We start from the raw sequence: 26501 nt of genomic DNA, 5'->3' as shown, positions 1-26501 counted from the left end.
CAGATCACCAAAAGGCATGGGCGGCAACGAAAAAAGGGCGATCCGAAGACCGCCCTTTCGTATTCCAGTGACAGGACTGATTAGAAGTCCATGCCGCCCGTCTGGCGCGGTTGCGACGCCAGATCACCAAAAGGCATGGGCGGCAACGAAAAAAGGGCGATCCGAAGACCGCCCTTTCGTATTCCAGTGACAGGACTGATTAGAAGTCCATGCCGCCCATGCCGCCGCCAGGCATCTGGGGCATTGCCGATTCCTTCTTAGGAAGTTCGGCGATCATGGCTTCGGTGGTGATCAGCAGCGAAGCAACCGAAGCTGCGTTCTGCAGAGCCGTGCGAACAACCTTGACCGGGTCGACGATGCCGAGCTGGATCAGGTCGCCATATTCGCCGGTCTGGGCGTTGTAGCCGTAGTTGTCTTCGTTCCGGTCGAGGATCTTGCCAACAACGATGGAAGCTTCGTCACCTGCGTTTTCTGCAATCTGGCGAACCAGAGACTGCAGAGCCTTGCGCACGATATTGATGCCGGCTTCCTGGTCGTCGTTCTCACCCTTGACGGTGATCTTCGTGGAAGAACGCAGCAGGGCAACGCCGCCGCCCGGTACGATGCCTTCCTGAACAGCAGCGCGCGTCGCGTTGAGAGCGTCGTCGATGCGGTCCTTCTTTTCCTTCACTTCAACTTCCGTCGAACCGCCAACGCGGATCACGGCAACGCCGCCAGCGAGCTTGGCAAGACGTTCCTGCAGCTTTTCGCGGTCGTAGTCGGAAGTGGTTTCTTCGATCTGCGCCTTGATCTGGGCAACACGGCCTTCGATGTCGGACTTCTGGCCAGCACCGTCAACGATCGTGGTGTTTTCCTTGGAGATCGAAACCTTCTTCGACTTGCCGAGCATGTCGAGGGTAACGCTTTCGAGCTTGATGCCGAGATCTTCGGAAATGACGGTACCACCGGTCAGGATGGCGATGTCTTCCAGCATGGCCTTGCGGCGGTCGCCGAAGCCAGGAGCCTTGACGGCAGCGATCTTGAGGCCGCCACGCAGCTTGTTGACGACGAGCGTTGCAAGGGCTTCGCCTTCTACGTCTTCAGCGATGATGACGAGCGGCTTGCCAGTCTGAACGACAGCTTCGAGAACAGGCAGCATGGCCTGGAGGTTCGAAAGCTTCTTTTCGTGCAGAAGGATGTATGCGTCTTCGAGGTCCGCAACCATCTTTTCCGGGTTGGTCACGAAGTAAGGCGACAGGTAGCCGCGGTCGAACTGCATGCCTTCGACGACTTCGAGTTCGGTTTCAGCGGTCTTGGCTTCTTCAACGGTGATGACGCCTTCGTTGCCGACGCGCTGCATTGCTTCAGCAATGTCGAGACCGATCTGACGCTCGCCGTTTGCAGAGATCGTGCCGACCTGTGCAACTTCTTCCGAAGTGTTGATCTTCTTGGCCTTGGCCTGAAGGTCCTTGACGACTTCAGCAACGGCCAGATCGATACCGCGCTTGAGGTCCATCGGGTTCATGCCGGCAGCAACTGCCTTTGCACCTTCGCGAACGATGGCCTGGGCCAGAACCGTTGCGGTGGTGGTGCCGTCACCGGCGATGTCGTTGGTCTTGGAGGCAACTTCGCGAACGAGCTGTGCGCCCATGTTCTCGAACTTGTCTTCGAGTTCGATTTCCTTGGCGACCGAAACGCCGTCCTTGGTGATGCGCGGTGCGCCGAAGGACTTGTCGATAACGACGTTACGACCCTTCGGGCCGAGGGTGACCTTCACTGCATCAGCGAGAATGTCGACGCCCTTGAGCATCTTTTCGCGCGCTGTGCGGCCGAATTTGACTTCTTTGGCTGCCATTTTCAAAACTCCTGGTTTCGAATGGCCGGACGGGGTCCGGCTTGAAATTTAAGGAAACGATGGGTGCGGCGAAATCAGCCGATGATACCCATGATGTCGGCTTCCTTCATGATCAGAAGGTCTTCGCCGTCGAGCTTGACTTCGGTGCCCGACCACTTGCCGAACAGGACGCGATCGCCAACCTTGACGTCGAGAGCGACGACCTTGCCGGCCTCATCGCGAGCGCCGGAACCGACGGCGACGATTTCGCCTTCCTGCGGCTTTTCCTTGGCGGTATCGGGAATGATGATGCCGCCCTTGGTCTTTGCTTCGGACTCAACGCGACGAACGACGACGCGATCATGAAGCGGGCGGAAATTGGTGCTTGTCATTGCCTAATCCCTCGATCAAATGACTTCAGGAACCTTTTGCAGGTTCACGTGATGGGTGTTAGCACTCCTCTTGTTGGAGTGCCAGCAAAGCCGAGATAAGGAGGCGTCCGCCCGGAGTCAAGAACGCATTGCCGGAAAAATTTCACGGCCTATGGTTACCAGCGTTCCATGACAGAAAATTTCCACGCTATGACGGACGAGGACAAATCGCTCTTTTTCAGGCAGCCTTCGTTTTCGGCGTAGAGGGGTTTTATGTTCGGATGGTGGCCGGTGGTCCGGAGGCAGGCCTGGCGCCGCTTTTTTCCTTGCCATCGGCGTCCTGCTTTGCCATGTGACGCACACCCTTTTTTCGCACCCGGAAAGCATATCATGGCCCATCGCATTCTCACCCTCGGCGAAATCACTGATGGGTTCGACGTTGTTCTTTCGGATGTCTGGGGCGTGCTGCATAATGGTGTCAGCGCTTTCCCGGATGCGGCGGTTGCGCTGCACGACGCGCGCAAGGCCGGCAAGACCGTGGTGCTCATCACCAATTCGCCGCGTCCGGCCCCCGGTGTCATCGCCCAGCTTCGCGTTCTCGGCGTGCCGGATGAGGCCTATGACCGCATCATCACATCGGGAGACGTCACCCGGGGCCTGATCGCGGAAGGCCCAAGAAAAGTCTTTCTGCTCGGCCCCGAGCGTGACATGCCGCTGCTGGAAGGTCTCGATGTCGAACGGGTCGGCGAGGCGGAAGCGGAATCCGTCGTCTGCACCGGTTTCTTCGATGACGAGACGGAAACGCCGGAAGACTATACGGAAATGTTGAAAGGCTTCATCGCCCGCAAGGCGCCGATGATCTGCGCCAACCCCGATCTGGTGGTAGAGCGCGGCGAGCGCATCATTCCCTGCGCCGGCGCCATGGCCGCATATTACGAACAGCTTGGCGGCGAAGTCCGTATTGCCGGCAAACCGCACGCGCCGATCTATGAAGCCTGCCTTGCGGCGGCGAAAGAAGTGCGCGGCGATTTCCCGAAGGATCGCGTGCTCGCCATTGGCGATGGCATGCCGACGGATGTGAAGGGCGCAATTGCGAGCGGCCTCAACCTTCTTTATATCAGCGGCGGCATTCACGCCGCCGAATATACGCTGAATGGCCAGACGGACGAGGCGCTTCTGAACGCCTATCTGAAGGGGCAGGGCGCGGCTCCCGGCTGGTGGATGCCCCGCCTTGCCTAGGAAACGTCTGGCGTAAGCCGGCGTAAACAATGGATCGACTGCAATGACCGTCTTTCATCGCAATGAAAAAAAGGAGCCGCTGCCTGAAGGCTTGCGCGGCGGCGTCATCGCGATCGGCAATTTCGATGGTGTGCATCGCGGCCACCGTGCCGTTCTGGACCGTGCGCTGGAACTGGCCGAGGCGCGTGGCGTACCGGCACTGGTGCTGACCTTCGAACCGCATCCCCGTTCCGTCTTCCGCCCCGAAACGCCGGTCTTCCGCCTGACGCCTGCGCCGTTGAAAGCACGTATTCTCGAGGCCATCGGTTTCCGCTCGGTCATCGAATACCCATTTGACCGCGAGTTTTCGCAGCGCTCGGCGGAAGAGTTCGTCAATTCCATTCTGGTCGACTGGCTGGGCGCCAGCGCCGTCGTCACCGGCTTTGATTTCCATTTCGGCAAGGGCCGCGAAGGTGGCCCGGCATTTCTGATGGCGGCCGGCAAGCGCAACGGCTTCGACGTGACGCTCGTGGATGCCTTTCGCGACGAGGGTGCGGATGTCGTCTCCTCTAGCCGTATCCGCTCGCTTCTGTGCGAAGGAGATGTGGCAGGTGCCGCCGGACAACTCGGGTATCGTTTCACGGTGGAAAGTGAAGTCATCGGCGGCCAGAAGCTGGGGCGAACTCTGGGTTACCCAACGGCCAACATGGCGCTTTCACCCGAAACGGAGCTGAAAGCCGGCATCTATGCCGTGCGGTTCCGCCGCCCCGACGGGGCGATTTACGATGGCGTTGCAAGCTTCGGTTACCGCCCGACGGTCACCGATAACGGTGCGGCACTTCTGGAAACCTACGTCTTCGATTTTTCCGGTGATCTCTACGGTGAGGTCTGTTCGGTATCGTTCTTCGGGCACCTGCGTGACGAGCTGAAATTTGACGGCTTGGACCCTCTGGTCGCGCAGATCAGGCGGGATGAGGAAGAGGCGCGGGCGATGCTGTCAGGCGTGCGGCCGCTCAGTGAATTGGATGCGAAGATAGCATTTTGAGCGGGCAGATAATCCTGTCCCGGATTGTCGTCGCTTTTCACTTCCTTTTTGCCGGAAAACCGCATAAACAACCGGCCATGTCCCAATACCGGTTGCTGTTTAAAGTTGAGATAGGCCGAATTATTGGCCCGGCCTTCCGCCCGCTCTGAAGAGCCGGAAGGTCCGGGATTTTGGCGCTCGTCATGGCATTTGACATGGCGCTTTCCGTATTTGCCCTCTTTGAAATTGAGACGGCGCGACCGACACGGCGCGCAACAACGGTACAATTATGAGCGACACCGCAGAAAAATTCGACTATTCCTCGACCCTCTATTTGCCGCAAACGGATTTCCCGATGCGTGCCGGCCTGCCGCAGAAAGAACCGGAAACGGTGAAGCGCTGGCAGGAAATGGGGCTGTATAAAAAGCTCCGCGCCTCCGCCGCCGGTCGCGAGAAATTCGTGCTGCATGATGGCCCGCCCTATGCCAACGGCAACATCCACATCGGCCATGCGCTGAACAAGATCCTGAAAGACGTCATCACCCGCTCGTTCCAGATGCGCGGTTTCGACGCCAATTACGTGCCCGGCTGGGATTGCCACGGCCTGCCGATCGAATGGAAGATCGAGGAAGCCTACCGCGCCAAGGGCAAGAACAAGGACGAGGTTCCGGTCAACGAGTTCCGCAGGGAATGCCGTGACTTCGCGGCTGGCTGGATCAAGGTTCAGTCGGAAGAGTTCAAGCGCCTCGGCATCGAGGGTGACTTCGAAAACCCCTACACAACCATGAACTTCCACGCGGAAGCCCGCATAGCCGGCGAACTGCTGAAGATCGCCAAGAGCGGCCAGCTCTATCGCGGTTCCAAGCCGATCATGTGGTCGGTTGTCGAGCGCACCGCGCTGGCGGAAGCCGAGGTCGAGTATCACGACGTTGAAAGCGACATGATCTGGGTGAAGTTCCCGGTGAAGGACGCTGCGCCAGCTCTTTCCGGCGTCTCTGTCGTCATCTGGACAACCACGCCGTGGACCATCCCCGGCAACCGCGCCATCGCCTTCTCCTCGCGGGTCGAATATGGCCTGTTCGAAGTCGAAAGCGCGCAGAACGATTTCGGTCCGCAGCCGGGTGAAAAGCTGATCTTCGCCAGAAAGCTTGCCGATGAGGCTGCCGCCAAGGCGAAGGTGACCTTCAAGTTCGTGCGCGATGTGAAAGCTGAAGAACTGGCCGCCATCACCTGCGCCCATCCTTTGGCGTCGCTTGGCTACGATTTCCCGGTTCCGCTTCTCGATGGCGACCACGTCACCGACGATGCAGGCACGGGCTTCGTGCACACCGCGCCGAGCCATGGCCGCGAGGACTTTGACGTCTGGACCGCGCATCAGCGTGAGCTGGAAGCGCGCGGCGTTTCGCCGGCCATCCCGTTCCCCGTTGGCGATGACGGTTTCTACACCGAGGACGCACTCGGTTTCGGCCCGTCTGCCGAAGGCGGCGCGGCCCGCGTCATGGATGATAACGGCAAGAAGGGCGATGCCAACGACCGCGTCATCAAGGCGCTGATCGCGGCCAACAACCTGTTCGCGCGCGGCCGTCTGAAGCACAGCTATCCGCATAGCTGGCGCTCCAAGAAGCCGGTGATCTTCCGCAACACGCCGCAGTGGTTTGTCTATATGGACAAGGAACTGGGCGACGGCACGACGCTGCGCTCGCGTTCGCTTGATGCCATCGACCAGACCCGTTTCGTTCCGGCATCCGGCCAGAACCGCCTGCGCGCCATGATCGAAGGTCGGCCCGACTGGGTTCTGTCGCGCCAGCGCAGCTGGGGCGTGCCGATCGCGGTCTTCGCCGACGAGCAGGGTGCGGTTCTGGTCGACGAGGCTGTCAACGCCCGCATCCTCGAGGCCTTCGAGGCTGAAGGTGCGGATGCCTGGTTCGCCGAAGGCGCCAAGGAACGTTTCCTCGGCAATGACCATGACCACGCCAAATGGCAGCAGGTCATGGACATCCTCGATGTGTGGTTCGATAGCGGCTGCACCCATACCTTCACGCTGGAAGACCGCCCGGACATGAAGTGGCCGGCGGATGTCTATCTCGAAGGCTCGGACCAGCATCGCGGCTGGTTCCATTCGTCGCTGCTGGAAAGCTGCGCGACGCGTGGCCGCGCGCCCTATAACGCTGTCGTCACCCATGGCTTCACCATGGACGAGCAGGGCCGCAAGCAGTCCAAGTCTCTCGGCAACGTTGTTGCACCACAGGACGTGATGAAAGAGTCCGGCGCGGATATCCTGCGCCTGTGGGTCATGACGACCGATTACTGGGAAGACCAGCGTCTGGGTAAGGCCATCATCCAGACCAACATCGACGCGTATCGCAAGCTGCGCAACACCGTGCGCTGGATGCTCGGCACGCTTGCCCATGACAAGGGCGAGGAGATCGCCTATGCCGACCTGCCGGAACTGGAAAAGCTGGTGCTGCACCGCCTGTCCGAGCTGGATAAGGTCGTGCGCGATGGCTACGACGCCTTCGACTTCAAGAAGATCGCCCGCGCCCTGATCGATTTCGCAAATGTGGAGCTGTCGGCTTTTTACTTCGATATCCGCAAGGACACGCTTTATTGTGACGCGCCGTCGTCGCTGAAGCGCCGTGCATCGCTGTCGGTCATCGCCAAGCTGTTCGATTGCCTCGTCACATGGCTTGCGCCCATGCTGCCCTTCACCACTGAAGAAGCATGGCTTTCGCGCTATCCGGATGCGGAATCGGTGCATCTCGCCCAGTTCCCGGAAATTCCGGCGGAGTGGAACAACGACGCGCTGGAAGCGAAGTGGGAGAAAATCCGCAAGGTCCGCACGGTCGTCACCGGTGCGCTCGAAGTGGAACGCCGTGAAAAGCGTATCGGCTCCTCGCTTGAGGCAGCGCCCATCGTGCACATTGCCGACGCCGATCTTCTGGCGGCTCTCTCCGGGCAGGATTTTGCCGAAATCTGCATCACCTCGGCCATTTCGGTGGTCGGCGATGAAGGCCCTGCCGATGGCTTCCGCTTGCCGGAGGTCGCAAAGGTCGTGGTCGAGCAGAAGCTGGCGGAAGGCGCAAAATGCGCACGCTCCTGGCGTATCACCACCGATGTCGGTTCCGATCCGGACTATCCGGAGGTTTCGGCCCGTGATGCGGCGGCACTGCGCGAGCTTGCCGCGCTGGGATGATTTAAAGCTGCTGCGCATCGTTCCTGTCGAAAAATCGATTTCGAGTTTCGGGCCGATGCGCGAGGAAAATGGCCGGATGAATTGCGCTTTAGCTCTTCATCCGGTACACCTGCCTGAAAATGGCCGGATTTGCACGGCAATGCGGGCTACCGCCTGCCGAAAGACGATGTCTGGCGCAATGGGACGGACGGCTGGAAGGGTTTTTATGAAGACGATGAAGGCTTTTGGGCAGGATAACGCGCAGGGTTTGAGCATGTTCCGCACGGTTGCAGGTATCACGGCGATAGGCGTGCTGCTCAGCGCCTGCACGAGCCCGACCTATGGTACGGGCAAGACGGCAGCAGAACAGCTTGTAGACGACCTCGGCAACGCGACTTCGATCACCGGCAACGATCAGGAAAAACGTAACCTGAAGTACAGCCCGCGTCCCGGTCTCGTTGTCCCCGCCCAGTCCCGCGCCGAGCAATTGACGACGCCGCAGCAGAACATGGCCAGCCGCGAAAACAACCCGCAATGGGTCGAATCGCCGGAAGAGACCCGTGAACGCCTGCGCGACGAGGCGGATGCCAATAAGAACAATCCGCATTACCGCTCACCGCTGCTTGCCGGCAACGGCACGGCCGGCCAGATGACCGAAAGCCAGAAATGGGAAGCCTTCCGCAAGGCCAAGGCAGATGCCCAGGGTGGCTCCGTCGTCAACGCCCAGCGCAAGTTCCTGACCGATCCGCCGCAGGAATATCGTAGCGTTCCGCAGGATCAACTGACTGACCTCGGTGAGCCGGAGCAGAAGAAGGAAAAGCGCCGTAAGAAAGAAGCGGCGATGGCAAACACCGGCAAACCCTGGTGGAACCCCTTCTGATAAAATGAAGGGCTTATGGCCTGCGGGAAAGATTGCATCTCCCGCCGGCTGCTTATTCGTCGAGACGTTTCTCGCGAAAGAATTTCCGCAGAATTTCAGCACTTTCGCTTTCCGCCAGCCCCGAATACACATCAGGCGCGTGGTGGCATGTCGGCTGGCTGAAGAAGCGCACGCCACTATGCACCGCGCCGCCCTTCGGGTCTTCCGCACCGTAATAGAGACGACGGATGCGGGCAAACGAGATCGCCGCCGCGCACATGGTGCAGGGTTCCAGCGTTACATAGAGATCGGCACCGGGCAGGCGTTCCTGTTCCAGCGCCTCGCAGGCCATGCGGATCACGGCGATTTCGGCATGCGCCGTCACATCGTTCAATTCACGGGTGCGATTGCCGGAACGGGCGATGACGCGACCGTCCATAACCAGGACTGCGCCGATCGGAACCTCCTGCCGCTCACCGGCGGCACGGGCTTCCGCCAGCGCCAGTTCCATGAAATGCGTCCTTTCGGCCATTGCGTTTCAATTTCCTCTTAACCCTTGTGCTTGGACCTGATAGGACAGCCCAAACAACAGGCAAACAGCAAATGACTTTTAAAGACAAGCCGAAGCGTGACGGTGGCAAGACTTTTAGCCGCGACAAGAAGTCGAAAGGCCCCGGCAAGCCCGCCGCAGAGCGTGAAAAGAAACCGGTAGAAGCCAAGGCGGCTCCGGTGCAGGAAGCCGTTATGGGCACCAAGCCAGAGCGCATTTCCAAGATCATGGCGCGCGCCGGCGTTGCCTCGCGCCGCGATATCGAGCGCATGATCATGGAAGGCCGCGTGTCGCTGAACGGCGTCAAGCTGGACACTCCGGTGATGAACGCGACTCTTTCCGACAAGATCGAAGTGGATGGCATGCCCATCCGCGGGGCTGAGCGCACGCGCCTGTGGCTTTACCACAAGCCCGCTGGCCTGGTGACGACCAATTCCGACCCGGAAGGCCGCCCGACCGTTTTCGACAATCTGCCGGGTGAATTGCCGCGTGTGCTGTCCATCGGCCGCCTCGACATCAATACCGAAGGCCTGCTGCTGTTGACCAATGATGGCGGTCTCTCGCGCGTGCTGGAACTGCCGACGACCGGCTGGCTGCGCCGCTACCGCGTGCGCGCCCATGGCGAGGTCGATCAGGCAGCGCTCGACAAGCTGAAGGAAGGCATTGCCGTCGACGGCGTGCTTTATGGCGCTATCGACGCGACGCTCGACCGCACCCAGGGTCACAACGTCTGGATCACCATGGGTCTGCGCGAAGGCAAGAACCGCGAGATCAAGAACGTGCTCGGCGCGCTCGGCCTTGAGGTCAACCGCCTGATCCGTATCTCCTACGGCCCGTTCCAGCTTGGCGATCTGCCTGAAGGCAAGGTGCTTGAAGTGCGTGGCCGCATGCTGCGTGACCAGCTTGGTCCGCGCCTCATCGAACAATCCGGCGCCAATTTCGACGCGCCGATCTACGATGCGCCTGTCGCCGACGATGAAGAAGAAAACACGCCCAAGCGCGCGCCCCGGTCCGAATGGGCAAAGAGCGACGCGCCGGAAGGCAAGCCGCGTTTCGACAGGGCTGCCGGCAAACCGGAAGATCGCCGCGAAAAGGCGCTCGGCCGTCTCGACACCAAGCGCGGTGACAAGCCAGCCGGCAAGTTCGGTGGCAAACCTGCCGGGAAATTCGGCGCGAAAACCCGTGGCGAAGAGGATGGCGAAGAACGCCGCCCCGCCCGCCCGCCCGCCGGCACCAGCCGCACGGCCAATGTCTGGATGGCGCCCGGCGCAAAGCCCACCCGTGATGGCAAGGAGCGGAAGTCTTCTGCCCGCGCGGAAGCGGAAAGCCTGTTCAAGAAGCCATCCGCCCAGGCGGAAGCGCGCCGCAACGTCGTCAGGCATGCCGATTCCGAGGGCGAGTGGATCCGTTCGGATTCCCCGCGCGAAGAGGAAGGCGGTCGTGGACGTGGCGACGGCCCGCGCGGTGGAAAGAGCTTTGGAGATCGCGGCGGGAAATCCTTCGGTGACCGCCCGTTCCGTGACAAGCCACGTGAAGCGGGAGATCGCCCGCGTGGCGACGGTCCTCGCGGCGAGAAGAGCTTCGGAGATCGCACCGCACGCGGTGGAAAACCGTTTGGCGACCGTCCGTTCCGTGACAAGCCACGTGAGGAGGGTGATCGCCCGCGCAGCGACCGCCCACGCGGCGAGAAGAGCTTCGGAGATCGCACAGCACGTGGTGAGAAACCTTTCGGTGACAAGCCAAGAGGCGCAAAACCGGGTGGCAAACCCGGCGGCAGGCCCGCATCGGGCAAGCCTTCTTTTGGAAAACCGGGTGAACGTGGCGAACGTTCGGGTTTTTCTGGCAAGGGCAAAGGCCCCGGTGGCGGTAGCGGCCCCGGCGGCGGCAAACCGGGTGGCAAAGGCCCGGGTGGCAAACCTTCTGGTGGCAGGGGAATGACACGTAATGCGGATCGTAGGCGGTGAGTTCCGCGGCCGAAATCTGGCCGCGCCGAAAACAAATTCCATTCGTCCGACAATCGACAGGACACGGGAAAGCCTCTTCAATATTCTAAGCCACGCCTATCCGGAAAGTCTTGACGGTACGCGCGTTCTGGACGTTTTTGCCGGAACGGGCGCGGTCGGGCTGGAGGCGCTTTCGCGTGGCTGTCGTGTGGCGCTCTTCGTCGAAAACGGCGTTGAGGGCAGGGGGCTGTTGTGGGAAAATATCGATGCGCTGGGGCTGCATGGGCGTGCCCGCATCCTGCGGCGTGACGCGACCAAGCTTGGCGGCGTCAACAATATCGAGCCCTTCGATCTCCTGTTCGCCGATCCGCCCTATGGCCAGGGCCACGGGGAGAAGGCATTTGCTGCTGCCCATGCTGGCGGCTGGCTGGCACCCGGTGCGCTCGCCATTCTGGAAGAGCGCGGTGATGTTGTGGTCAATGTCGAGCCGGTGTTCAAACCGCTCGAAAGCCGCATCTTCGGTGACTCGAAAATGCACTTCTACCGCTACGAGCCCTAGAGCATTTCCAGCAAAAACGGCCCCGGTTTCCGTGCGGAAATGCCGCAAAACAAAGAGTTAGAGTGTTTTCGCGATTTGAAGAAAAGCGAAAACGCTCTGACGGCAGCACTTTCCCGTCACGTCACGGTCTTGTCTTGTTTGCCGAATAGGCAGAGGCTTTGCCGTGGAAAGGGTCTTGGGTATTTGGCATGGAGCAGGGTGTAAACGACAGCGTCACAATGGTTCACGCCGGGCAAGAGGCAATCGATGCCAGCCGCGAGAGCGGTCATGAGCCGACATTCGGCCTGGCGCTCGGCGGCGGTGGCGCACGCGGCATCTGCCACATCAACGTCATCGAGGCATTCGACGAACTAGGCATTCGCCCGGTCGCGCTTTCCGGCTCCTCCATCGGCTCCATCATCGCAGCAGGCATGGCGGCCGGCATGAGCGGCAAGGAAATCCGCGAATATACGCTTGAACTCATGGGGCGGAAGGGTTCGGTCGCCAACCGTCTCTGGAGCCTAGGCCCCGCATCCATGCGCCATGCGGTCGATGGCTTTCGTCTTGGCCAGTTCAATCTCGAACTCATTCTGCACGCCTTGATGCCGCAGGCCCTGCCGAAGGATTTTTCCGAACTCGCCATTCCCCTGAAAGTGGTAACCACGGATTATTATGCGCAGACCGAAGTGGTGGTGGAAACCGGCGAGATCATTCAGGCGCTGGCGGCTTCTGCGGCTATTCCGGCTCTATTCATGCCGGTGCGCGTCAACGGCCGCATCATGATCGATGGCGGCATCTTCAATCCCGTGCCCTATGAGCATCTGATGGATCAGGCCGATATCATCGTCGGCATCGATGTGGTTGGCGGCCCTGAAGGTGACGGCACCACCATGCCGAACCGGCTGGACAGCCTGTTCGGCGCCAGTCAGCTGATGATGCAGGCGGCCATTGCTCTGAAACTCAGATTGCGCCCGCCGCATATTTTCCTGCGCCCACCGGTGCACCGTTTTGGCGTGCTGGATTTCCTCAAATCGGAAGAAGTTCTGAACGCTTCCGCCGGGATCAAGGATGATCTGAAACGGCAGATCGAAATGCAGGTGGAACTGTTCCATCGCGGGCAGGGCGTGGAGGCTTGAGCGGTACTCCTTGAGTATTCGCTATGGGCGAGCGCGTGCCGCTTAGTGGGTGACTGCTATTTCACCCTCGTCTTCGTCCTCTTCTTCCTCGCGCTTTTCCACCTTGTTCTTCGGCTTCATCAGTGGCTCGGGCTTCACTTCGCGCACCGGCTTGTTGTGCAGCATCTGCCTGCCGGCGGCGAGCCCTTCCACGGCCTGTAGCTGCAATCTCTCCTCGTCGCGCTCGCGTATGTCGTCGGAAATGGCAAGCGCCCTTTCGCCGTCCATGTCCAGCCCTTCCAGAATGCGGCGGCCAAACAGCAGGCCGGATTCCAGCGTCTCGCGGATTTCGTATTCCACACCCTTTTTCCTGAGATCGAGGGAATGAATGCGGTCATAGGAGCGGGCATAGATGCGCACGCTTGGAAATTCCGACTGGATCATGTCGATGATGCGGTCGGTGACTTCCTTTTTATGTGTGCAGACCGCCACGAGATCGGCGCGCTCTATGCCAGCCGCGATCAACACGTCCTTGCGTGTACCATCGCCAAAAAAGATGCGGAAACCGAAGCGGGAAGCCTGACGTACACGATCGGCCGAACTGTCGATGACAGTCACGTCGCGCCCACCGGCAAGCAGGATTTGCGAGGCGATCTGGCCGAAGCGCGAAAAGCCGATCATCAGCACATCGGCGCCAGCCCCGTCAAAATCCTCGTCCAGCGTGTCCTCATCGGCATCCTCCGCCGTCAGCCGGCGAGAAACCACTGCCAGCAGCGGCGTCAGCGCCATGGAAAGCGTCACGATGGCGACAAGGATGGAAGCCGTCGCCTGCGGAAACAGGCGGGAGGCGGCGGCAGTGGAAAATAGCACGAAACCGAATTCGCCGCCCTGCGCCAGCAGCAGCGCGATACGGCTCGATGCATAACGGGACGAACCGGCGATGCGGCACAGCCCATAGATTACGGCCGCCTTCACAGCCATCATCGCCGGCACGGCGATCAGGATGAGAAGAATGTGCTCGTAGACGATGTTGATGTGCAGCGACATGCCGACGGCCATGAAGAACAGCGCCAGAAACAGCCCGCGAAACGGCTCGATATCGGCTTCCAGCTCGTGCCTATAGGAGGATTCCGACAGCATCAGCCCGGCCAGCAGCGCACCCATGCCCATCGAAAGCCCAACCGCCTCCATGATGGCGGCCGCACCGATGACGACGAAGAGGGCGGCGGCGATCATCACCTCCCGCGCACCCGTGCGGGCGATGATCTGGAACATCGGCGTCAGCAGATAACGCCCGGCCAACACCATGCCCGCCACCGCGACAACGGAGGCGACGAGATCGTAGGCCATTGAATCCGTTGGCACGTCGGGGCGGTTGGAAAGAATGGTCACAAGGGCGAGAAGCGGTACGATAGCGAGATCCTGAAACAGCAGGATCGAGAAGGAGCGGTTGCCATGCCGCGTATTCATGTCGCCATCGTCTTCAAGAATCTGTAACGCAAAGGCGGTGGAGGAGAGTGCAAGGCCGAAACCCGCAACGAGGCTGCCGCGCGCGTCGATCAGTCCGGCCCACCAGGCAATCAATGCCAGCACGCTGCCCGTCACCAGCACCTGCGCCAGCCCCAGCCCTAAAATATCGCGCCGCATCTGCCATATGCGCGATGGCTTGAGTTCGAGGCCGATGATGAAGAGCAGGAAAACCACGCCCAGTTCCGAGACGTTGAAGATATCTTTCGCGTCTGTCACCAGATGCAGGAACGGCCCGATGACGATGCCCGCCACCAGATAACCGAGCACGGTGCCAAGGCCGAGTTTGCGGAAAATCGACGCCGCAATGACAGCGCCGGCCAGAAGCAGCAAGGGTTCGGAAAAGAGAGCGTCGTGCTCGGTCATGCTGGCTGACTTTCGAATATGGTGGCGACAAAGCCTTGTCGATGGAGAAAGCGGCGTTTCGCCCTTGATGCGGGGTTGATGGCACAATAAATGGAACAGGAATGAAAGGCCAACTCATGTCCTCAGAAATAGATTCTTCCAAACTTCTCGATCGCGCCAGCGAGCTTGTCGATCTTGCCCGTGCTGCAGGCGCGGATGAGGCGGATGCCGTCGTCGTCCGCTCTCGCTCGCAATCGGTCGGCGTGCGGCTTGGCAAGGTGGAAAGTACCGAATCCTCCGAAAGCGATGATTTTTCGCTTCGCGTTTTCGTCGGGCGGCGGGTGGCGAGCGTTTCGGCCAATCCCGGCTTCGACCTGAAGACCCTGGCGGAACGGGCGGTGGCCATGGCGAAGGTTTCACCGGAAGACCCCTTCGCCTGCCTGGCAGACAAGGAACGGCTCGCAACCTCCTACGACGATCTCGAGCTTTTCGATGCGACCGAGGTCTCTACAGATCAATTGCGTGAGGCAGCCCTCGCCTCGGAAGAGGCGGCGCTTGCCGTCAAGGGCGTCAGCAATTCCTCCGGTGCTGGCGCATCGAGCGGCATGGGCGGCCTCGTCCTTGCCACCTCGCACGGTTTTTCCGGCAGCTACATGGGCAGCCGTTTCAGCCGTTCCGTCAGTGTCATCGCCGGCGAGGGCACGAAGATGGAGCGCGACTACGATTTCGACAGCCGCCTCTATTACGCCGATCTGGATGCAGCCGAAGAGATCGGCCGCCGCGCCGGCGAAAAAGTCGTGCGGCGGGTTGGCCCGCGTCAGGTCGATACCGGCAGCAATATTACCGTGGTTTTTGATCCCCGCATCGCGCGCGGTTTCGTCGGCGCCATTGCCGGCGCGATCAATGGCGCTTCCGTTGCCCGCAAGACCAGCTTCCTGCGCGACAGGATGGGGCAGCAGGTTCTGAGAAAGGGCCTTTATCTGACGGACGATCCGCAGATCGTTCGTGGCCCCTCGTCGCGTCCTTTCGATGGCGAGGGTGTCCGGGGCGAGAAGATGACGATGATCGAGGACGGGGTGCTGAAGCATTGGTTCCTCTCTACCTCGGCAGCGCGTGAACTCGGCCTTGAAACCAACGGTCGCGGCGTGCGCGGTGGCACTTCGGTATCGCCGTCCTCAACCAATCTTGCGCTGGAGCCAGGCGATATTTCGCCGGAAGATCTGCTGAGGGACGTCGGAACCGGCTTTTACGTCACCGAATTGATTGGCCACGGCGCCAACATGCTCACAGGTGAATATAGCTGCGGTGCGAGCGGCTTCTGGATCGAGAATGGTGAAAAATCCTTCGCGGTTTCCGAGGTCACCATCGCTTCGAACCTGAAGGACATGTTCATGCGTGTCACGCCGGCTAACGATATCGACCGTAAATACGGTGTCGCAGCACCGACACTTGCTATCGAAGGCATGACGATCGCGGGCAAGTGAGGCGACCCGCGGGTTGTTTTCGCCAGCACTTTGTGTGCAAGTGCGAAGAGAAAAACAGGCGCGCCGTATGAGGCGCGCGGAAAAGACGGCAAAATGAACGATATGGCTGAGGCCCACTGGGCTTCCGATCTGAGGCTGGTCCTCGAAGCCGCACGCAAGGCGGGCGAGACGGCCCTCGGTTTCTTCCGCAAGGACCCCGAGGTCTGGTGGAAGAATGGCGGGCTTTCACCGGTCAGCGCGGCCGATTACGCGGCAAACGAAATTCTCGAGACCATCCTGCGTACCGCCCGGCCGGAATATGGCTGGCTGTCGGAAGAGACGGATGACGATACGACAAGGCTGGCCCGCTCCACCGTCTTCGTCATCGATCCCATCGACGGAACGCGCGCCTTCATCGGTGGGCGGGATACCTGGTGCGTCAGCGTCGCGGTGGTGCATGAGGGGCGACCGGTCGTTGCCGCCCTTGTTGCGCCTGCACTCGCAGAGGAATTCACCGCGCTTGAAGGCGGCGAAGCGCTGAAGAACGGCAAGCCGATTTCAGCCGCCCGCGAAAACACCGGCGTCTTCCATCTGGCCGCACCGGAAGACGTGATTACGCATCTGCCGGAAGAGGTGCGCAGCACCGTCAAGCGCATTCCGCATGTGCCCTCGCTCGCCTACCGGCTGGCGATGGTGGCGGATGGCCGCATCGATGGAACGCTGGTCAAGGCGAACTCGCACGAGTGGGATCTGGCCGCCGCAGACCTGATCCTCGAAAGGGCAGGCGGCAGTTTGGTCGGACTTGATGGAAAACCCCTGATGTATAATCGCCGCGAGGTAAACCACCCCGCATTGTGCGCTGCAGCAGAATATGCGCTTCCCGCGCTTTTGAAAGCGTTTTCACATCTGTCCGATGGTTGACGTTTGCCCGGAAATCCCGCAGATGAGGGGCTCTCAGAGCTTAAGAAAGAGACAAGACATGACGGAATCTGGCAAACAGAAACAGCTGCTGCACCTTGTGTTCGGCGGCGAACTGGAAAATCTTCAGGATGTTCAGTTCCGGGATTTGAATGCGCTCGATATCGTCGGCATCTATCCTGACTACGCTTCCGCGCTGACCGCGTGGAGATCCAAGGCGCAGATGACTGTTGATAACGCCCATATGCGTTATTTTATCGTGCATATGCACCGTCTTCTCAATCCCGACGATAAAAATTGAGTCCTTTTGCCCTTGCGTTGTAATACTATTGGGTGAAGGCGAGTTTTCCCGTGATTCCTGCCCGGAATGGCAGGCAGGAAATTCGGTTGCGAGAAAACGTGATCGCGCTTTTGTTTCCGATGATAAAAAATGACGCAATTTGAGAAGAAGTAGGCGGCGATAACAACAAAGAACAGGGGCAGGGCATTGCGCGGAATGATCAAGGGCAGAATGTCATGAGCAGCCGTATCGCACGTTTCGCTCTTTCCGGTTACAGGATTGCCGGTATCGCCGCTTATCCGTTTGCACGGCCTTATCTTTCCTATCGGGCCGCAAAGGGCAAGGAAGACAAGCGCCGCCGTCTAGAACGTTTCGGTTACGCCAGCGCGGAGCGCCCCCGTGGCCCGCTCGTCTGGTTCCATGCCGCAAGTGTCGGCGAAACGCTCGCCCTCATTCCGCTGATCCGCGAAATACGCAAGCGCGATATCTTCGTGCTTCTGACCACAGGCACCGTCACCTCGGCCGAGCTGACCCGTACCCGGCTTGGGGATGATGTGATCCACCAATATGTGCCGCTCGACATCAAGATCGCGGTCAACCGTTTCCTCGCCTACTGGGCACCGGATGCCGCCATCACCGCTGAATCGGAAATCTGGCCGGTAACGATGATGGAGCTGGAGCGCCGGCACATTCCGCAGATCCGGGTCAATGCGCGGCTCTCAGACCGTTCCTTCGACCGCTGGAACAACCGGCACGACATTGCGGAATCGCTGTTCTCCAAGCTGGCGCTGGTGGTTGCGCAATCCGATGTCGATGCCGAACGCTTCCGTGATCTCGGCTCCTGGCCGGTGGTTATATCCGGCAACCTCAAGGGCGATACGGATCCGCCGCCTTGCGACGAAGCTCTGCTCGAGCACTATCGCAGGCAGATCGGCACCCGCAAGACATGGGCGGCGATCTCCACCTTCGACGGTGAAGAGAAGGCAGCAGCCACCGTGCATGCGGCGATCAAGTCGCGCAACGGTCAATTGACCATCATCGTGCCGCGCCACCCCGAGCGCGGCGACGACGTGGAAGCCATGCTGAAGGGCATGGGGTTGACCGTGGCGCGCAGAAGCCGCAACGACGTGATCACACCGGAAACCGATATCTTCCTCGGGGATTCCATTGGCGAAATGGGGCTTTACCTGAGGCTCACCGAACTTGCCTTCGTCGGCCGTTCGCTGACGGCCGAGGGTGGGCAGAACCCGCTGGAGCCGGCAATGCTGGGCTGCGCCGTACTGTCAGGCGCGCATGTACAGAATTTCCGCGAGGCCTATCAGAAGCTGATCCGCGCCGGCGGCGGGCGCATCGTCCGCGATGTCGAGATGCTGGCCAAGGCGGTGCATTACCTCCTGGTCAACGACAATGAACGCTACAAGATGATCGATGCCGGCAACCGGGTCATTCAGGACATGCGCGGCGCGCTTTCCGCCACCGTCAAGGCGCTGGAGCCCTACATCAACCCGCTCACAGTCACCGCCAAGCTGCAACCGCGGAGTGCCATCGGCTCATGGTAGCGGATATGGAAATTGATGCGACCCGATCGATTGCCGCAGTCCTTTTCGACAAGGACGGTACGCTGTTGGGTTATGACGCAAGCTGGGGGCCGGTGAACCGTGAACTTGCGGCGATTGCCGCCAAGGGCGATCCCGTTCTTGCGGACCAGCTTCTCGCCGCCTGCGGCATGGATCCGGTTACCGGGCATGTGGTGCCCGACAGTCTTTTGGCTGCCGGCAATACGGCGGAGATAGCTGCCGGTCTCGTCGCCGCCGGTTCGCCTTGCGATGTCGTGGAGTTGACTGCGCGGCTCGACCGGCTATTCACTGAAGCAGCGGATAAATCCGTGCCGGTCACCGATCTCAAGGCATTTTTCGCAAGGCTCAAGGCACGCGGCTACAAGCTTGGCATCGCCTCCAGCGACAACGAAAAATCCATCCGCCAGACGGCGATCCGTTTCGGTTTCGAAAGCGATGTCGATTTCGTCGCCGGTTATGACAGCGGTTACGGCACGAAGCCGCAACCCGGCATGGTTCTCGGTTTCTGCGACGCGATTGGTCTTGCGCCTGCACGCGTGGCAGTGGTCGGCGACAATAATCACGATCTGCACATGGCAAGAAATGCCGGCGCAGGATTGCGCATTGCCGTTCTCACCGGAACCGGCTCGCGCGAAAGCCTTGGCGCCGACGCCCATTATTGTTTCGATGATATTACCGCGCTGGAAACCCTGCTTCCGGAACGCGTTGTTTAGGTCATGTCCCCGCAGTGCGCGCCACTTGTCGCACAAGATGGGAAGAGACAAGCTGCGCATGTATAGCCGGGTTTTGCAATTCAGGGTTTTTTCTGGCAAATACCCATGTGACTTATCGAATTTAAGCGCAATGCCGTGGGTGATGCGGCCGGGAGCAGGCATATATGGTTTCTGAAGCGCCGCCTTTCTGGTGGCAGAAAGCAGGCTGGCAAGCCTGGCTGTTATCACCGTTTTCCCTTCTCTACGGCAATATTGCCGGCCGGCGGATGCGCACGGCAAAACGGGCGAGCGTTTCCGTTCCTGTCATCTGCATCGGCAACTTCACCGTTGGTGGTGCAGGAAAGACGCCGACCGCAATGGCAATCGCCCGAGCCGCCACCGCAAAGGGCCTGAAACCCGGCTTCCTGAGCCGTGGTTATGGCGGCACACTTGATGTCACCACCCTCGTCGATCCCGCGCAGCACCGCTCCGCTGATGTCGGCGATGAACCCCTGCTGCTTGCCCGCGAGGCGGTGACGGTCATCTCCCGCAAGCGGGTGGAAGGTGCACATCGGCTGGTGAAGGAGGGCGTGGATCTCATCATCATGGATGATGGCTTCCAGAGCGCACGCCTGACATTGGATTATGCGTTGGTCGTTATCGATACGGTGCGTGGCATCGGCAACGGCCATCTTGTGCCGGGCGGCCCGGTCCGGGCGCCGCTTGCCGAACAGATGCGGCATATGACCGGACTCTTGAAGGTCGGTAACGGCCATGCGGCCGATCCGCTGGTCAGAACCGCGGCAAAGGCCGCCAAACCGGTTTTCGTCGCGGCGATAAAGCCGCAGGAACCGCAGGATTTCAGGGGAAGGCGCGTGCTGGCCTATGCTGGTATCGCCGATCCCGCCAAGTTTTTCCGAACTGTCGAGGGGCTTGGTGGCGAAATCGTGCTGCAGCGCTCCTTTCCTGACCATCACCATTTCAGCGATGATGAGATCGCCGATCTTCTGCAGGACGCGGATAAGGAAAACTTGCAGCTGGTGACAACGGCCAAGGACGCCGTGCGTCTTAACGGACACCATGGCCGTGCGGAAGAATTGCTGTGGAACAGCCTGGTGATCGAGGTCGACATGGTGTTCGACGATCCCAATGCGGCCACAACGATCATCGAGACGGCGGTGCGCAACTGCCGCGCCCGTTTGCTGCGGGAAAATGCGCGGACGTCAATTTAGAGCATCTCGGAACGCAAGCCGCCGGGCACTCACCCCCTCATTCCTGTGCTTGTCACAGGAATTGAGCAGCCCTCAGCGCGAAAAGAAGAATTCGCACACGCGGCCATTTCGGGCGTGCTTCCGCGCCTGATCAGGCGGGCAAATTACCAGCCTTGCGCTCTGCCTCCAGTGAGGCGCTGGCATCCACATAGGCTTCCTGCCGGGCGACGCTCCAGTAGCGCAGCTCGTCGACCGGAATGGTCTTGCCGGTGATGGCGCATATGACATGCGAGCCGGTCTGCACGATCCGGAAGTCACCGTCGAGATATTCGATGACGGCGATGCGGTTTCCGCCTCCCTCAAATCTGTTCATCCGTTTTCGTCTCCTGCTATGTCCTGTCAGTGCATCCAGCCCAAAACGGCGTAGCGTTCTCCTGAACAATCCGGATGCTCCAGTCCCTTGAATTTATATCGCTGAGCTACGCCCAAGGCCAGCCCTGCCTGCTGCCCCCGGGTTAAGGCTCAGCTTCGGCCGAAGAGACGTTCTATATCGGAAAGTTTTAGCTCAATATAGGTCGGACGACCGTGATTGCACTGTCCTGAACCCGGCGTGTTTTCCATCTGCCGTAAAAGCGCGTTCATCTCCTCCGGCCGCATGCGCCGCCCTGAACGCACCGAGCCGTGGCAAGCCATGGTAGCGGCGACATATTCCAGCTTGTTGGCAAGCGTGGAGGCAGCGTCCCATTCAGCGATCTCGTCGGCAAGCTGCCGCACCAGCCCCTGCACGTTGACCTCGCCAAGCATCGCCGGCGTTTCGCGAACCGCGACCGCCCCCGGCCCGAAACGCTCGATGACCAGTCCCAGCGCATCGAAACCAGCCGCATGGTCCATCAGCCGGTCGCAATCCTCTTCGGGAAGGTCGATGATCTCAGGAATGAGCAGCACCTGTGAAGGCGGGCGTCTGGAATGCAGCGCATTGCGCATTTCCTCAAACACGAGCCGTTCATGCGCCGCATGCTGGTCGACGATGACGAGGCCGTCTTCCGTCTGCGCGACGATGTAATTTTGGTGCAACTGCGCCCGCGCGGCGCCGAGCGGATATTGTGACGGTTCCAGCGACGGGCTTGCCGAGGCCTCGTAAACCTCGCGGGGTTCTGCCCGCGCGGTCGGCATGGTGATGTCGGAAAAGCGCGATTGCACTGCCTCGGCAAATTGCATGTTCCCGGAAACGGCAAGCGGTCGGGAAGGCGAGGCCGCGGCGGACCATGTCGCAGCGGCAGACGGTCGGAGATTGGACGGGCTGTAGCCGGGGCGAAAGGCGTTCATCATCTGGCTGGCACCAGTCGTCGCCGCCCTGTCACCGTCGCGGGTCAGCGCCTGGCGGATCGCACCGACGATCAGCCCGCGAACCAGGCCGGGATCGCGGAAGCGCACATCTGATTTCGCCGGATGCACGTTTACGTCGACGAAGGCGGGATCGAGGGTCAGGGACAGCACCGCGACCGGATATCGCCCGTGCGGTACGGTTTCGGCATAGGCACCGCGAATGGCGGACAACAGCAATTTGTCCTGCACCGGGCGACCGTTGACGAAAACATATTGATGCGCCGAGTTGCCGCGGTTGAAGGTCGGCACGCCGGCAAAACCGGAGAGCGTTACATCCTCGCGCCCGGCATCGATTTCGATGGCGTTGTCCTTGAACTCGGCACCGAGAATCTGCGCCATGCGGGCAAGGTGATCGTCGCCGGTGGAGGGGATTTCAAGCGTGGAGCGGTCGGTGCCTGACAGCACGAAGCGGATATGCGGAAAGGCAATTGCCATCCGCTTGACGACTTCGGTAATGGCGGCAGCCTCCGCTCGCTCCGTCTTCAGGAATTTCAGCCGTGCGGGCGTCGCGAAAAACAGGTCGCGCACCTCGACGATGGTGCCGGCATTGGCAGCGGCGGGCCGGACCTCGGAGACTTTGCCGCCGGTGACGGAGATCACCGAACCCTGTTCTGCGCCGTGTTGCCGGCTGGTGATGGAAAGCTTGGCAACCGAGCCGATGGAGGGCAGGGCCTCGCCGCGAAAGCCAAGCGTGCGGATATCGTCAAGCGTGGTGGATATTTTCGAGGTGCAATGGCGTCGGACCGCAAGCTCCAGATCGGCAGGCGACATGCCGGAGCCGTTATCGGTGATGCGGACCAGTCCCTTGCCACCGCCCGCCGTGGCGATCTCGATGCGCGTTGCGCCCGCGTCGATGGCGTTTTCCACCAGCTCCTTCGTGGCGCTGGAGGGTCTTTCGATGACCTCGCCGGCGGCGATCTGGTTGATGAGGGTTTCTGAAAGCTGCTTGATGGCCATGATCGTCATTTTCGCGGATTCGTCACGGCTTCGAAAGCAAAAAACTCAAGTCGTGAAAGTTTGCACATGTTTTGCGGCCTGCCCGGCGTTTGATCATTTCCGTTCAACGTCAGGATAAGCGTTAATCCGCCTTTAATCGGCCTTGCATATGGTGAGGCGGCTTGAAATGACTGCAGGAACGAGGCCCCCCTTCGCCGGGTGGTGTGACGTCGTATATGGGTGAACGTCATCTTCCCCTCAAGACTGCTTCAAGTAGCGAACCCTGATGTCTCTTTTGCGGAATTTACCGTTTCATCCCGGCATTTGCCTCGGACGATTCCAATAGAAACATAAGCCTGACCCTGAAAACAGGTGGGAGTTTGCAGTTGAGTGATTTGGCGTCCTCCGGCGCGGGCGTTCATACAGTGATGCTTGATGCCCTTTGCGACGCGCTTGGCGCGGCGATCGTCGTTTACGACCGGAACGATCACATCGTTTTCGCAAGCCGGAAGCTTTTGAGTTTTTTTCCACTGCAAGAGGCCGTTATCGGGCCGGGCGCGCGGCTGCGCGACTATCTGAGCGCGCTTTACGATTGTTATCTTCTGGAAGCGGAAAGCCTGTCCGCCAATGCCCGGCAGCTGGGACGCGAGGAATGGATTGGCGAGCGGCTGGCGCTGCACTGGAAGGAAAGGTCTGAAAAAACCGAGCGGTTGAAGGGGGAGCGCTTCCTGCGCTTCGTCATGAACCGCCTGCCTTCCGGGCTGGGCATCAGCGTCGTTGCCGATATTTCCGAACAGAAGAAAAGAGAAGAACAGTGGCGCATCGACCTCGAACGCGTGCAGCTGATCGAAGACATTCTCGACAATCTGCCGTTTCCGGTCCTCGTCAAGGACCGGAACCTCGCCTATGCCGCTGTAAATAAAGCCGCCTGCACCATGGTCGAGACCAGTGCAGAGAGCATTCTCGGCCGCACGGTTTTCGATCTGCATTCGCGCCAGGTCGCAGGCCGAATCGACGCTGCCGATCGCATGGTGCTGGACAGCGGCACGCCGAGCATCCTTCCCGAAAGGGTGAGGCGCGCGAATGGTGAAGAGGTGCTGACGATTACCCGCAAGCAGCGGGTGGGTCGACCTGGCCGGCATTTTCTGGTCACGACGATGGAGGACGTGACCGCGCTCGCCACCATCGACGCGAACGGCATGCCCGTCATCCCCTCGCTCGAACATGTCGATTTCGTCGCCTCCACCTATGGCAAGGATGAAGATCGCGATGCCGCCGGCGGTCTGCTGAAAAGCAAGGCGGTGCTGGTGGTTTCCGGAAACGGGCGCTTTGCCGAAGCCGCCTGCCACCGGCTTGCCGCGAGCGGCATGGATCATGCCGTGGTGAGGAGCGAGGAAGAACAGCGTAGTTTCATCGATATCGCCGCTTCCGCAGGCGTCGGCATCGATGTCGTCGTTGTCGACGCCCAGATGAGCGTCACATGCCTCGATATCGCGGCTGCGCATGACCTGCCGGTCGTCACCATCGAGGAAGAGGAGATCGACGCTTCGCTGCTGCATTATCTCGCCGTCGGCCTCAAATCGTCTCCGAAGGAAAAGTCCTCCGACGAGGACTGGGAGATCATGACCGAGGACCTGCCCAAAATCCTCAAGACTGGCGGCGTCTGCGAGATACTTCTCGTTGAGGACAACAGGGTCAACCAGATCGTCTTCTCACAAATCCTTGAGGGATTGGGGCTGTCCTGGCGGCTTGCCACGTCGGGTGAGGAGGCGTTGCGTCTTTTTGAGGAGCAGGCGCCGTCCGTCGTCCTGCTCGACACCACGCTTGGCGATATCGACGGTTTTGAGGTCGCCCGCCGTATGCGTGCACTGGCCGGCGACGAGCGCATTCCCATCGTCGGCGTCATCACCCACGCTTTCGAGGGCGATCTCGACAAATGCCTGGCGGCGGGCATGGAAGACATGCTGCTGAAACCCGTCAGTCCCGATATGGTCGATGCCGTTTTTCTGCGCCTTTTCGGCAAGGATGCCCTGCGGCTGCAAGCCTGAAGCTCCTCCATTTCGGTTTTTTTTGTTCGAGCCGCTGGCCTTGCGGAAACGCCGCCGCATTTTCGGTGCGCGGTTCTATGGCTTTTTTAATACTTGCCCTGCATTGTGATCGCGGTCGACACGGGATTCACGAGATGCAGGAATGAAACGGGCAGAGCCGCAGGCGTTGCACGTCAGCCAGAACGAGCTGCAGGCGATGGCTTACAGCGATCCGCTGACGGGGCTTGGCAATCGTTACCGTTTGCGGGACAAAATCCGCATGCTCGCCAGCGAGCGTTCCAGCGATCCCGCGCCCTTCACCGTCGGCATTGCGAATATTGACGGCTTCAAACCCATCAACGATCTTTTCGGCGTGCAGGCGGGCGACGAGATTTTGTGCCAGGTCGCGCATCGGCTGAAGGCTTGCATTCCCGATGGCGCCGCCGTGACGCGCCATGATGGCGACGAGTTCGCCTTCGTGCTGCCGCTGGTATTCGAACGCACCGGCGCAGAGCGCATCGGCAACATGATCAAGGACGTGCTTTCTGCGCCTTACGATCTCGGCGACCGCAACGTCCGGCTTTCCTCATCCTTCGGTTTTGCCATCTATCCCTTCGCCGGCGATGATTTCGAGGATTTGCTGAAAAGCGCCGAGACCGCGCTTTACCGCTCCAAGCGCCGTGGCCGTGGACAGATAACGGTCTATTCGCGCGAGATTGCGCAGGAAATGAAGCGCGCCACCCAGCTGGAACAGGCGTTGCGTAACGCCATCATCACCGATGCGATCGACGTGCATTTCCAGCCCATCGTCAGGCTGGAAGAAGTGAAGGTCATCGGTTTCGAGGCACTCGCCCGCTGGAACGACCCCGATCTCGGTTTCGTTTCGCCCGCCGTTTTCGTGCCGCTGGCCGAAGAACGCGGTTTCATCGACGCGCTGTCGGAAGCGCTGCTGAGGAAGGCGGCGGAAGCGGCGCTGTTCTGGCCGCGAGAGCTTTTCCTGTCCTTCAACCTGTCGTCCGCGCAATTGATGGACCCCGGCACAGCGGATAATATTCTGTCCATCCTGTCGCGTGTCGGCCTTGATCCGCACCGGCTGGAGCTAGAAATAACCGAAACCGCTGTCATGACTTCCGCCGATACCGCGCAGCGCATCATCAGCGAATTGCAGGGTGCGGGTGTTCGTATCTCTCTTGACGATTTCGGCACCGGCCAGTCGAGCCTTGGCCGCCTGCGCGACTTTACCTTCGACAAGGTCAAGATCGACCGCGCCTTTGTCTCCCGCATCAGCAGCGACCGTCCTTCGGAACATATCATCAAGGCCATCGTCGCCATGTGCGAAGGGCTTGATCTCGAGGTCGTCGCGGAGGGTATCGAGGAGCAGGCGGAAGAGGAAAAACTGCGCGCGCTCGGCTGCGCTATGGGGCAGGGCTATTTTTACGGCCGCCCCGCCGATGCCGCCGCCACGCAGCGCTACCTTCACGAAAACTATCGCGAGATCCTGTCGGATATTCCCTGAGAAATGGAATGGCCTTGCAC

21 protein-coding genes are annotated in these 26501 nt (G+C 60.3%); 15 read left to right on the top strand and 6 right to left on the bottom strand.

All coding sequences use genetic code 11. The features are described 5' to 3' along the window. Nucleotides 1-199: 199 nt before the first annotated feature. Together groL and groES are read right to left on the bottom strand one after the other, a co-directional pair. Nucleotides 200-1834, bottom strand: a complete 1635-nt coding sequence (gene groL, locus ACQZ63_RS03860; RefSeq protein WP_004432205.1) for a chaperonin GroEL — start codon at nt 1832-1834, stop codon at nt 200-202. A 74-nt stretch (nt 1835-1908) separates the two neighbouring features. Next, nucleotides 1909-2205 (bottom strand): co-chaperone GroES, encoded by a 297-nt coding sequence (gene groES, locus ACQZ63_RS03855; RefSeq protein WP_003494080.1) that lies wholly within the window; start codon nt 2203-2205, stop codon nt 1909-1911. Between the two features lie 369 nt (nt 2206-2574). On the opposite strand from groES, the gene ACQZ63_RS03850 reads away from it, so the two are divergent. From ACQZ63_RS03850 to ACQZ63_RS03835, 4 genes are all read left to right on the top strand, one after another. Further along, the gene (locus ACQZ63_RS03850) at nt 2575-3423 is read left to right on the top strand and encodes a TIGR01459 family HAD-type hydrolase (protein WP_004432196.1); all 849 of its coding nucleotides are present in this window, start codon (nt 2575-2577) and stop codon (nt 3421-3423) included. Between the two features lie 43 nt (nt 3424-3466). Next, nucleotides 3467-4447 (top strand): bifunctional riboflavin kinase/FAD synthetase, encoded by a 981-nt coding sequence (locus ACQZ63_RS03845; protein ID WP_004432194.1) that lies wholly within the window; start codon nt 3467-3469, stop codon nt 4445-4447. Nucleotides 4448-4715: 268 nt separating this feature from the next. After that, complete coding sequence (ileS, locus tag ACQZ63_RS03840; RefSeq protein WP_113556552.1) at nt 4716-7619, top strand: isoleucine--tRNA ligase; 2904 nt, start codon at nt 4716-4718, stop codon at nt 7617-7619. A gap of 205 nt (nt 7620-7824) precedes the next feature. Continuing rightward, nucleotides 7825-8478 carry a hypothetical protein gene (locus ACQZ63_RS03835; protein ID WP_019564237.1) on the top strand — a complete coding sequence of 218 codons (654 nt, stop codon included), beginning with the start codon at nt 7825-7827 and terminating at the stop codon, nt 8476-8478. Between the two features lie 52 nt (nt 8479-8530). Here ACQZ63_RS03835 and ACQZ63_RS03830 read toward each other — a convergent pair whose 3' ends face one another. After that, complete coding sequence (locus tag ACQZ63_RS03830; protein ID WP_013635558.1) at nt 8531-8989, bottom strand: nucleoside deaminase; 459 nt, start codon at nt 8987-8989, stop codon at nt 8531-8533. 71 nt (nt 8990-9060) lie between these two features. Here ACQZ63_RS03830 and ACQZ63_RS03825 point away from each other — a divergent pair, with 71 nt between their 5' ends. From ACQZ63_RS03825 to ACQZ63_RS03815, 3 genes are all read left to right on the top strand, one after another. After that, entirely contained in the window at nt 9061-10971 is a 1911-nt protein-coding gene (locus tag ACQZ63_RS03825) for a pseudouridine synthase (RefSeq protein ID WP_448799084.1), read from the top strand. Then, nucleotides 10952-11509, top strand: coding sequence for a 16S rRNA (guanine(966)-N(2))-methyltransferase RsmD (gene rsmD, locus ACQZ63_RS03820; protein WP_004432183.1), 558 nt, complete (start codon nt 10952-10954; stop codon nt 11507-11509). The genes ACQZ63_RS03825 and rsmD overlap by 20 nt, the downstream gene beginning before the upstream one ends. 188 nt (nt 11510-11697) lie before the next feature. After that, entirely contained in the window at nt 11698-12624 is a 927-nt protein-coding gene (locus ACQZ63_RS03815; protein WP_013635561.1) for a patatin-like phospholipase family protein, read from the top strand. A 42-nt stretch (nt 12625-12666) separates the two neighbouring features. Here the strand turns inward: ACQZ63_RS03815 and ACQZ63_RS03810 are convergent, their stop codons facing one another. Then, on the bottom strand, nt 12667-14496 hold the full coding sequence (locus tag ACQZ63_RS03810) for a monovalent cation:proton antiporter-2 (CPA2) family protein (RefSeq protein WP_004432178.1): 1830 nt from the start codon (nt 14494-14496) through the stop codon (nt 12667-12669). Nucleotides 14497-14612: 116 nt separating this feature from the next. Here ACQZ63_RS03810 and ACQZ63_RS03805 point away from each other — a divergent pair, with 116 nt between their 5' ends. The 6 genes from ACQZ63_RS03805 to lpxK all read left to right on the top strand — a co-directional run bounded on the left by ACQZ63_RS03805 (nt 14613) and on the right by lpxK (nt 20637). Beyond that, nucleotides 14613-15959, top strand: a complete 1347-nt coding sequence (locus ACQZ63_RS03805) for a TldD/PmbA family protein (RefSeq protein WP_112959243.1) — start codon at nt 14613-14615, stop codon at nt 15957-15959. Between the two features lie 93 nt (nt 15960-16052). Continuing rightward, nucleotides 16053-16859 carry a 3'(2'),5'-bisphosphate nucleotidase CysQ gene (locus ACQZ63_RS03800; protein WP_113555983.1) on the top strand — a complete coding sequence of 269 codons (807 nt, stop codon included), beginning with the start codon at nt 16053-16055 and terminating at the stop codon, nt 16857-16859. Between the two features lie 58 nt (nt 16860-16917). Then, nucleotides 16918-17157: a DUF4170 domain-containing protein gene (locus tag ACQZ63_RS03795; protein ID WP_019564234.1), complete on the top strand. Its 240-nt coding sequence runs from the start codon at nt 16918-16920 to the stop codon at nt 17155-17157. Nucleotides 17158-17372: 215 nt separating this feature from the next. After that, a complete protein-coding gene (gene waaA / locus ACQZ63_RS03790) occupies nt 17373-18695 on the top strand; it encodes a lipid IV(A) 3-deoxy-D-manno-octulosonic acid transferase (protein WP_004432170.1) in 1323 nt (440 codons plus the stop codon). Continuing rightward, on the top strand, nt 18689-19426 hold the full coding sequence (locus tag ACQZ63_RS03785) for an HAD family hydrolase (protein ID WP_019564232.1): 738 nt from the start codon (nt 18689-18691) through the stop codon (nt 19424-19426). The genes waaA and ACQZ63_RS03785 overlap by 7 nt, the downstream gene beginning before the upstream one ends. Before the next feature lie 164 nt (nt 19427-19590). Continuing rightward, entirely contained in the window at nt 19591-20637 is a 1047-nt protein-coding gene (lpxK, locus tag ACQZ63_RS03780) for a tetraacyldisaccharide 4'-kinase (protein WP_111783301.1), read from the top strand. 130 nt (nt 20638-20767) lie between these two features. Here the strand turns inward: lpxK and ACQZ63_RS03775 are convergent, their stop codons facing one another. Next, nucleotides 20768-20989 (bottom strand): DUF2093 domain-containing protein, encoded by a 222-nt coding sequence (locus ACQZ63_RS03775; protein WP_003519053.1) that lies wholly within the window; start codon nt 20987-20989, stop codon nt 20768-20770. 149 nt (nt 20990-21138) lie between these two features. Further along, nucleotides 21139-22959 (bottom strand): DNA mismatch repair endonuclease MutL, encoded by a 1821-nt coding sequence (gene mutL, locus ACQZ63_RS03770; RefSeq protein ID WP_041694517.1) that lies wholly within the window; start codon nt 22957-22959, stop codon nt 21139-21141. Nucleotides 22960-23366: 407 nt separating this feature from the next. On the opposite strand from mutL, the gene ACQZ63_RS03765 reads away from it, so the two are divergent. Together ACQZ63_RS03765 and ACQZ63_RS03760 are read left to right on the top strand one after the other, a co-directional pair. Continuing rightward, complete coding sequence (locus ACQZ63_RS03765; protein WP_162693175.1) at nt 23367-24986, top strand: response regulator; 1620 nt, start codon at nt 23367-23369, stop codon at nt 24984-24986. Nucleotides 24987-25128: 142 nt separating this feature from the next. Then, nucleotides 25129-26481: an EAL domain-containing protein gene (locus tag ACQZ63_RS03760; RefSeq protein WP_113555981.1), complete on the top strand. Its 1353-nt coding sequence runs from the start codon at nt 25129-25131 to the stop codon at nt 26479-26481. Nucleotides 26482-26501 lie beyond the last annotated feature (20 nt).

The sequence above is a fragment of the Agrobacterium sp. CG160-95 genome (genome assembly GCF_053521725.1).
Note: the sequence above shows the minus strand (reverse complement) of the source record. Positions and strands in the feature narration are given on the sequence as shown.

Bases quoted from the DNA above. Each gene is read 5' to 3' on its own strand.
- groL (WP_004432205.1), bottom strand. From the start codon at position 1,834: ATGGCAGCCAAAGAAGTCAAATTCGGCCGCACAGCGCGCGAAAAGATG.
- groES (WP_003494080.1), bottom strand. From the start codon at position 2,205: ATGACAAGCACCAATTTCCGCCCGCTTCATGATCGCGTCGTCGTTCGT.
- ACQZ63_RS03850 (WP_004432196.1), top strand. From the start codon at position 2,575: ATGGCCCATCGCATTCTCACCCTCGGCGAAATCACTGATGGGTTCGAC.
- ACQZ63_RS03845 (WP_004432194.1), top strand. From the start codon at position 3,467: ATGACCGTCTTTCATCGCAATGAAAAAAAGGAGCCGCTGCCTGAAGGC.
- ileS (WP_113556552.1), top strand. From the start codon at position 4,716: ATGAGCGACACCGCAGAAAAATTCGACTATTCCTCGACCCTCTATTTG.
- ACQZ63_RS03835 (WP_019564237.1), top strand. From the start codon at position 7,825: ATGAAGACGATGAAGGCTTTTGGGCAGGATAACGCGCAGGGTTTGAGC.
- ACQZ63_RS03830 (WP_013635558.1), bottom strand. From the start codon at position 8,989: ATGGCCGAAAGGACGCATTTCATGGAACTGGCGCTGGCGGAAGCCCGT.
- ACQZ63_RS03825 (WP_448799084.1), top strand. From the start codon at position 9,061: ATGACTTTTAAAGACAAGCCGAAGCGTGACGGTGGCAAGACTTTTAGC.
- rsmD (WP_004432183.1), top strand. From the start codon at position 10,952: ATGCGGATCGTAGGCGGTGAGTTCCGCGGCCGAAATCTGGCCGCGCCG.
- ACQZ63_RS03815 (WP_013635561.1), top strand. From the start codon at position 11,698: ATGGAGCAGGGTGTAAACGACAGCGTCACAATGGTTCACGCCGGGCAA.
- ACQZ63_RS03810 (WP_004432178.1), bottom strand. From the start codon at position 14,496: ATGACCGAGCACGACGCTCTCTTTTCCGAACCCTTGCTGCTTCTGGCC.
- ACQZ63_RS03805 (WP_112959243.1), top strand. From the start codon at position 14,613: ATGTCCTCAGAAATAGATTCTTCCAAACTTCTCGATCGCGCCAGCGAG.
- ACQZ63_RS03800 (WP_113555983.1), top strand. From the start codon at position 16,053: ATGAACGATATGGCTGAGGCCCACTGGGCTTCCGATCTGAGGCTGGTC.
- ACQZ63_RS03795 (WP_019564234.1), top strand. From the start codon at position 16,918: ATGACGGAATCTGGCAAACAGAAACAGCTGCTGCACCTTGTGTTCGGC.
- waaA (WP_004432170.1), top strand. From the start codon at position 17,373: ATGAGCAGCCGTATCGCACGTTTCGCTCTTTCCGGTTACAGGATTGCC.
- ACQZ63_RS03785 (WP_019564232.1), top strand. From the start codon at position 18,689: ATGGTAGCGGATATGGAAATTGATGCGACCCGATCGATTGCCGCAGTC.
- lpxK (WP_111783301.1), top strand. From the start codon at position 19,591: ATGGTTTCTGAAGCGCCGCCTTTCTGGTGGCAGAAAGCAGGCTGGCAA.
- ACQZ63_RS03775 (WP_003519053.1), bottom strand. From the start codon at position 20,989: ATGAACAGATTTGAGGGAGGCGGAAACCGCATCGCCGTCATCGAATAT.
- mutL (WP_041694517.1), bottom strand. From the start codon at position 22,959: ATGGCCATCAAGCAGCTTTCAGAAACCCTCATCAACCAGATCGCCGCC.
- ACQZ63_RS03765 (WP_162693175.1), top strand. From the start codon at position 23,367: ATGCTTGATGCCCTTTGCGACGCGCTTGGCGCGGCGATCGTCGTTTAC.
- ACQZ63_RS03760 (WP_113555981.1), top strand. From the start codon at position 25,129: ATGAAACGGGCAGAGCCGCAGGCGTTGCACGTCAGCCAGAACGAGCTG.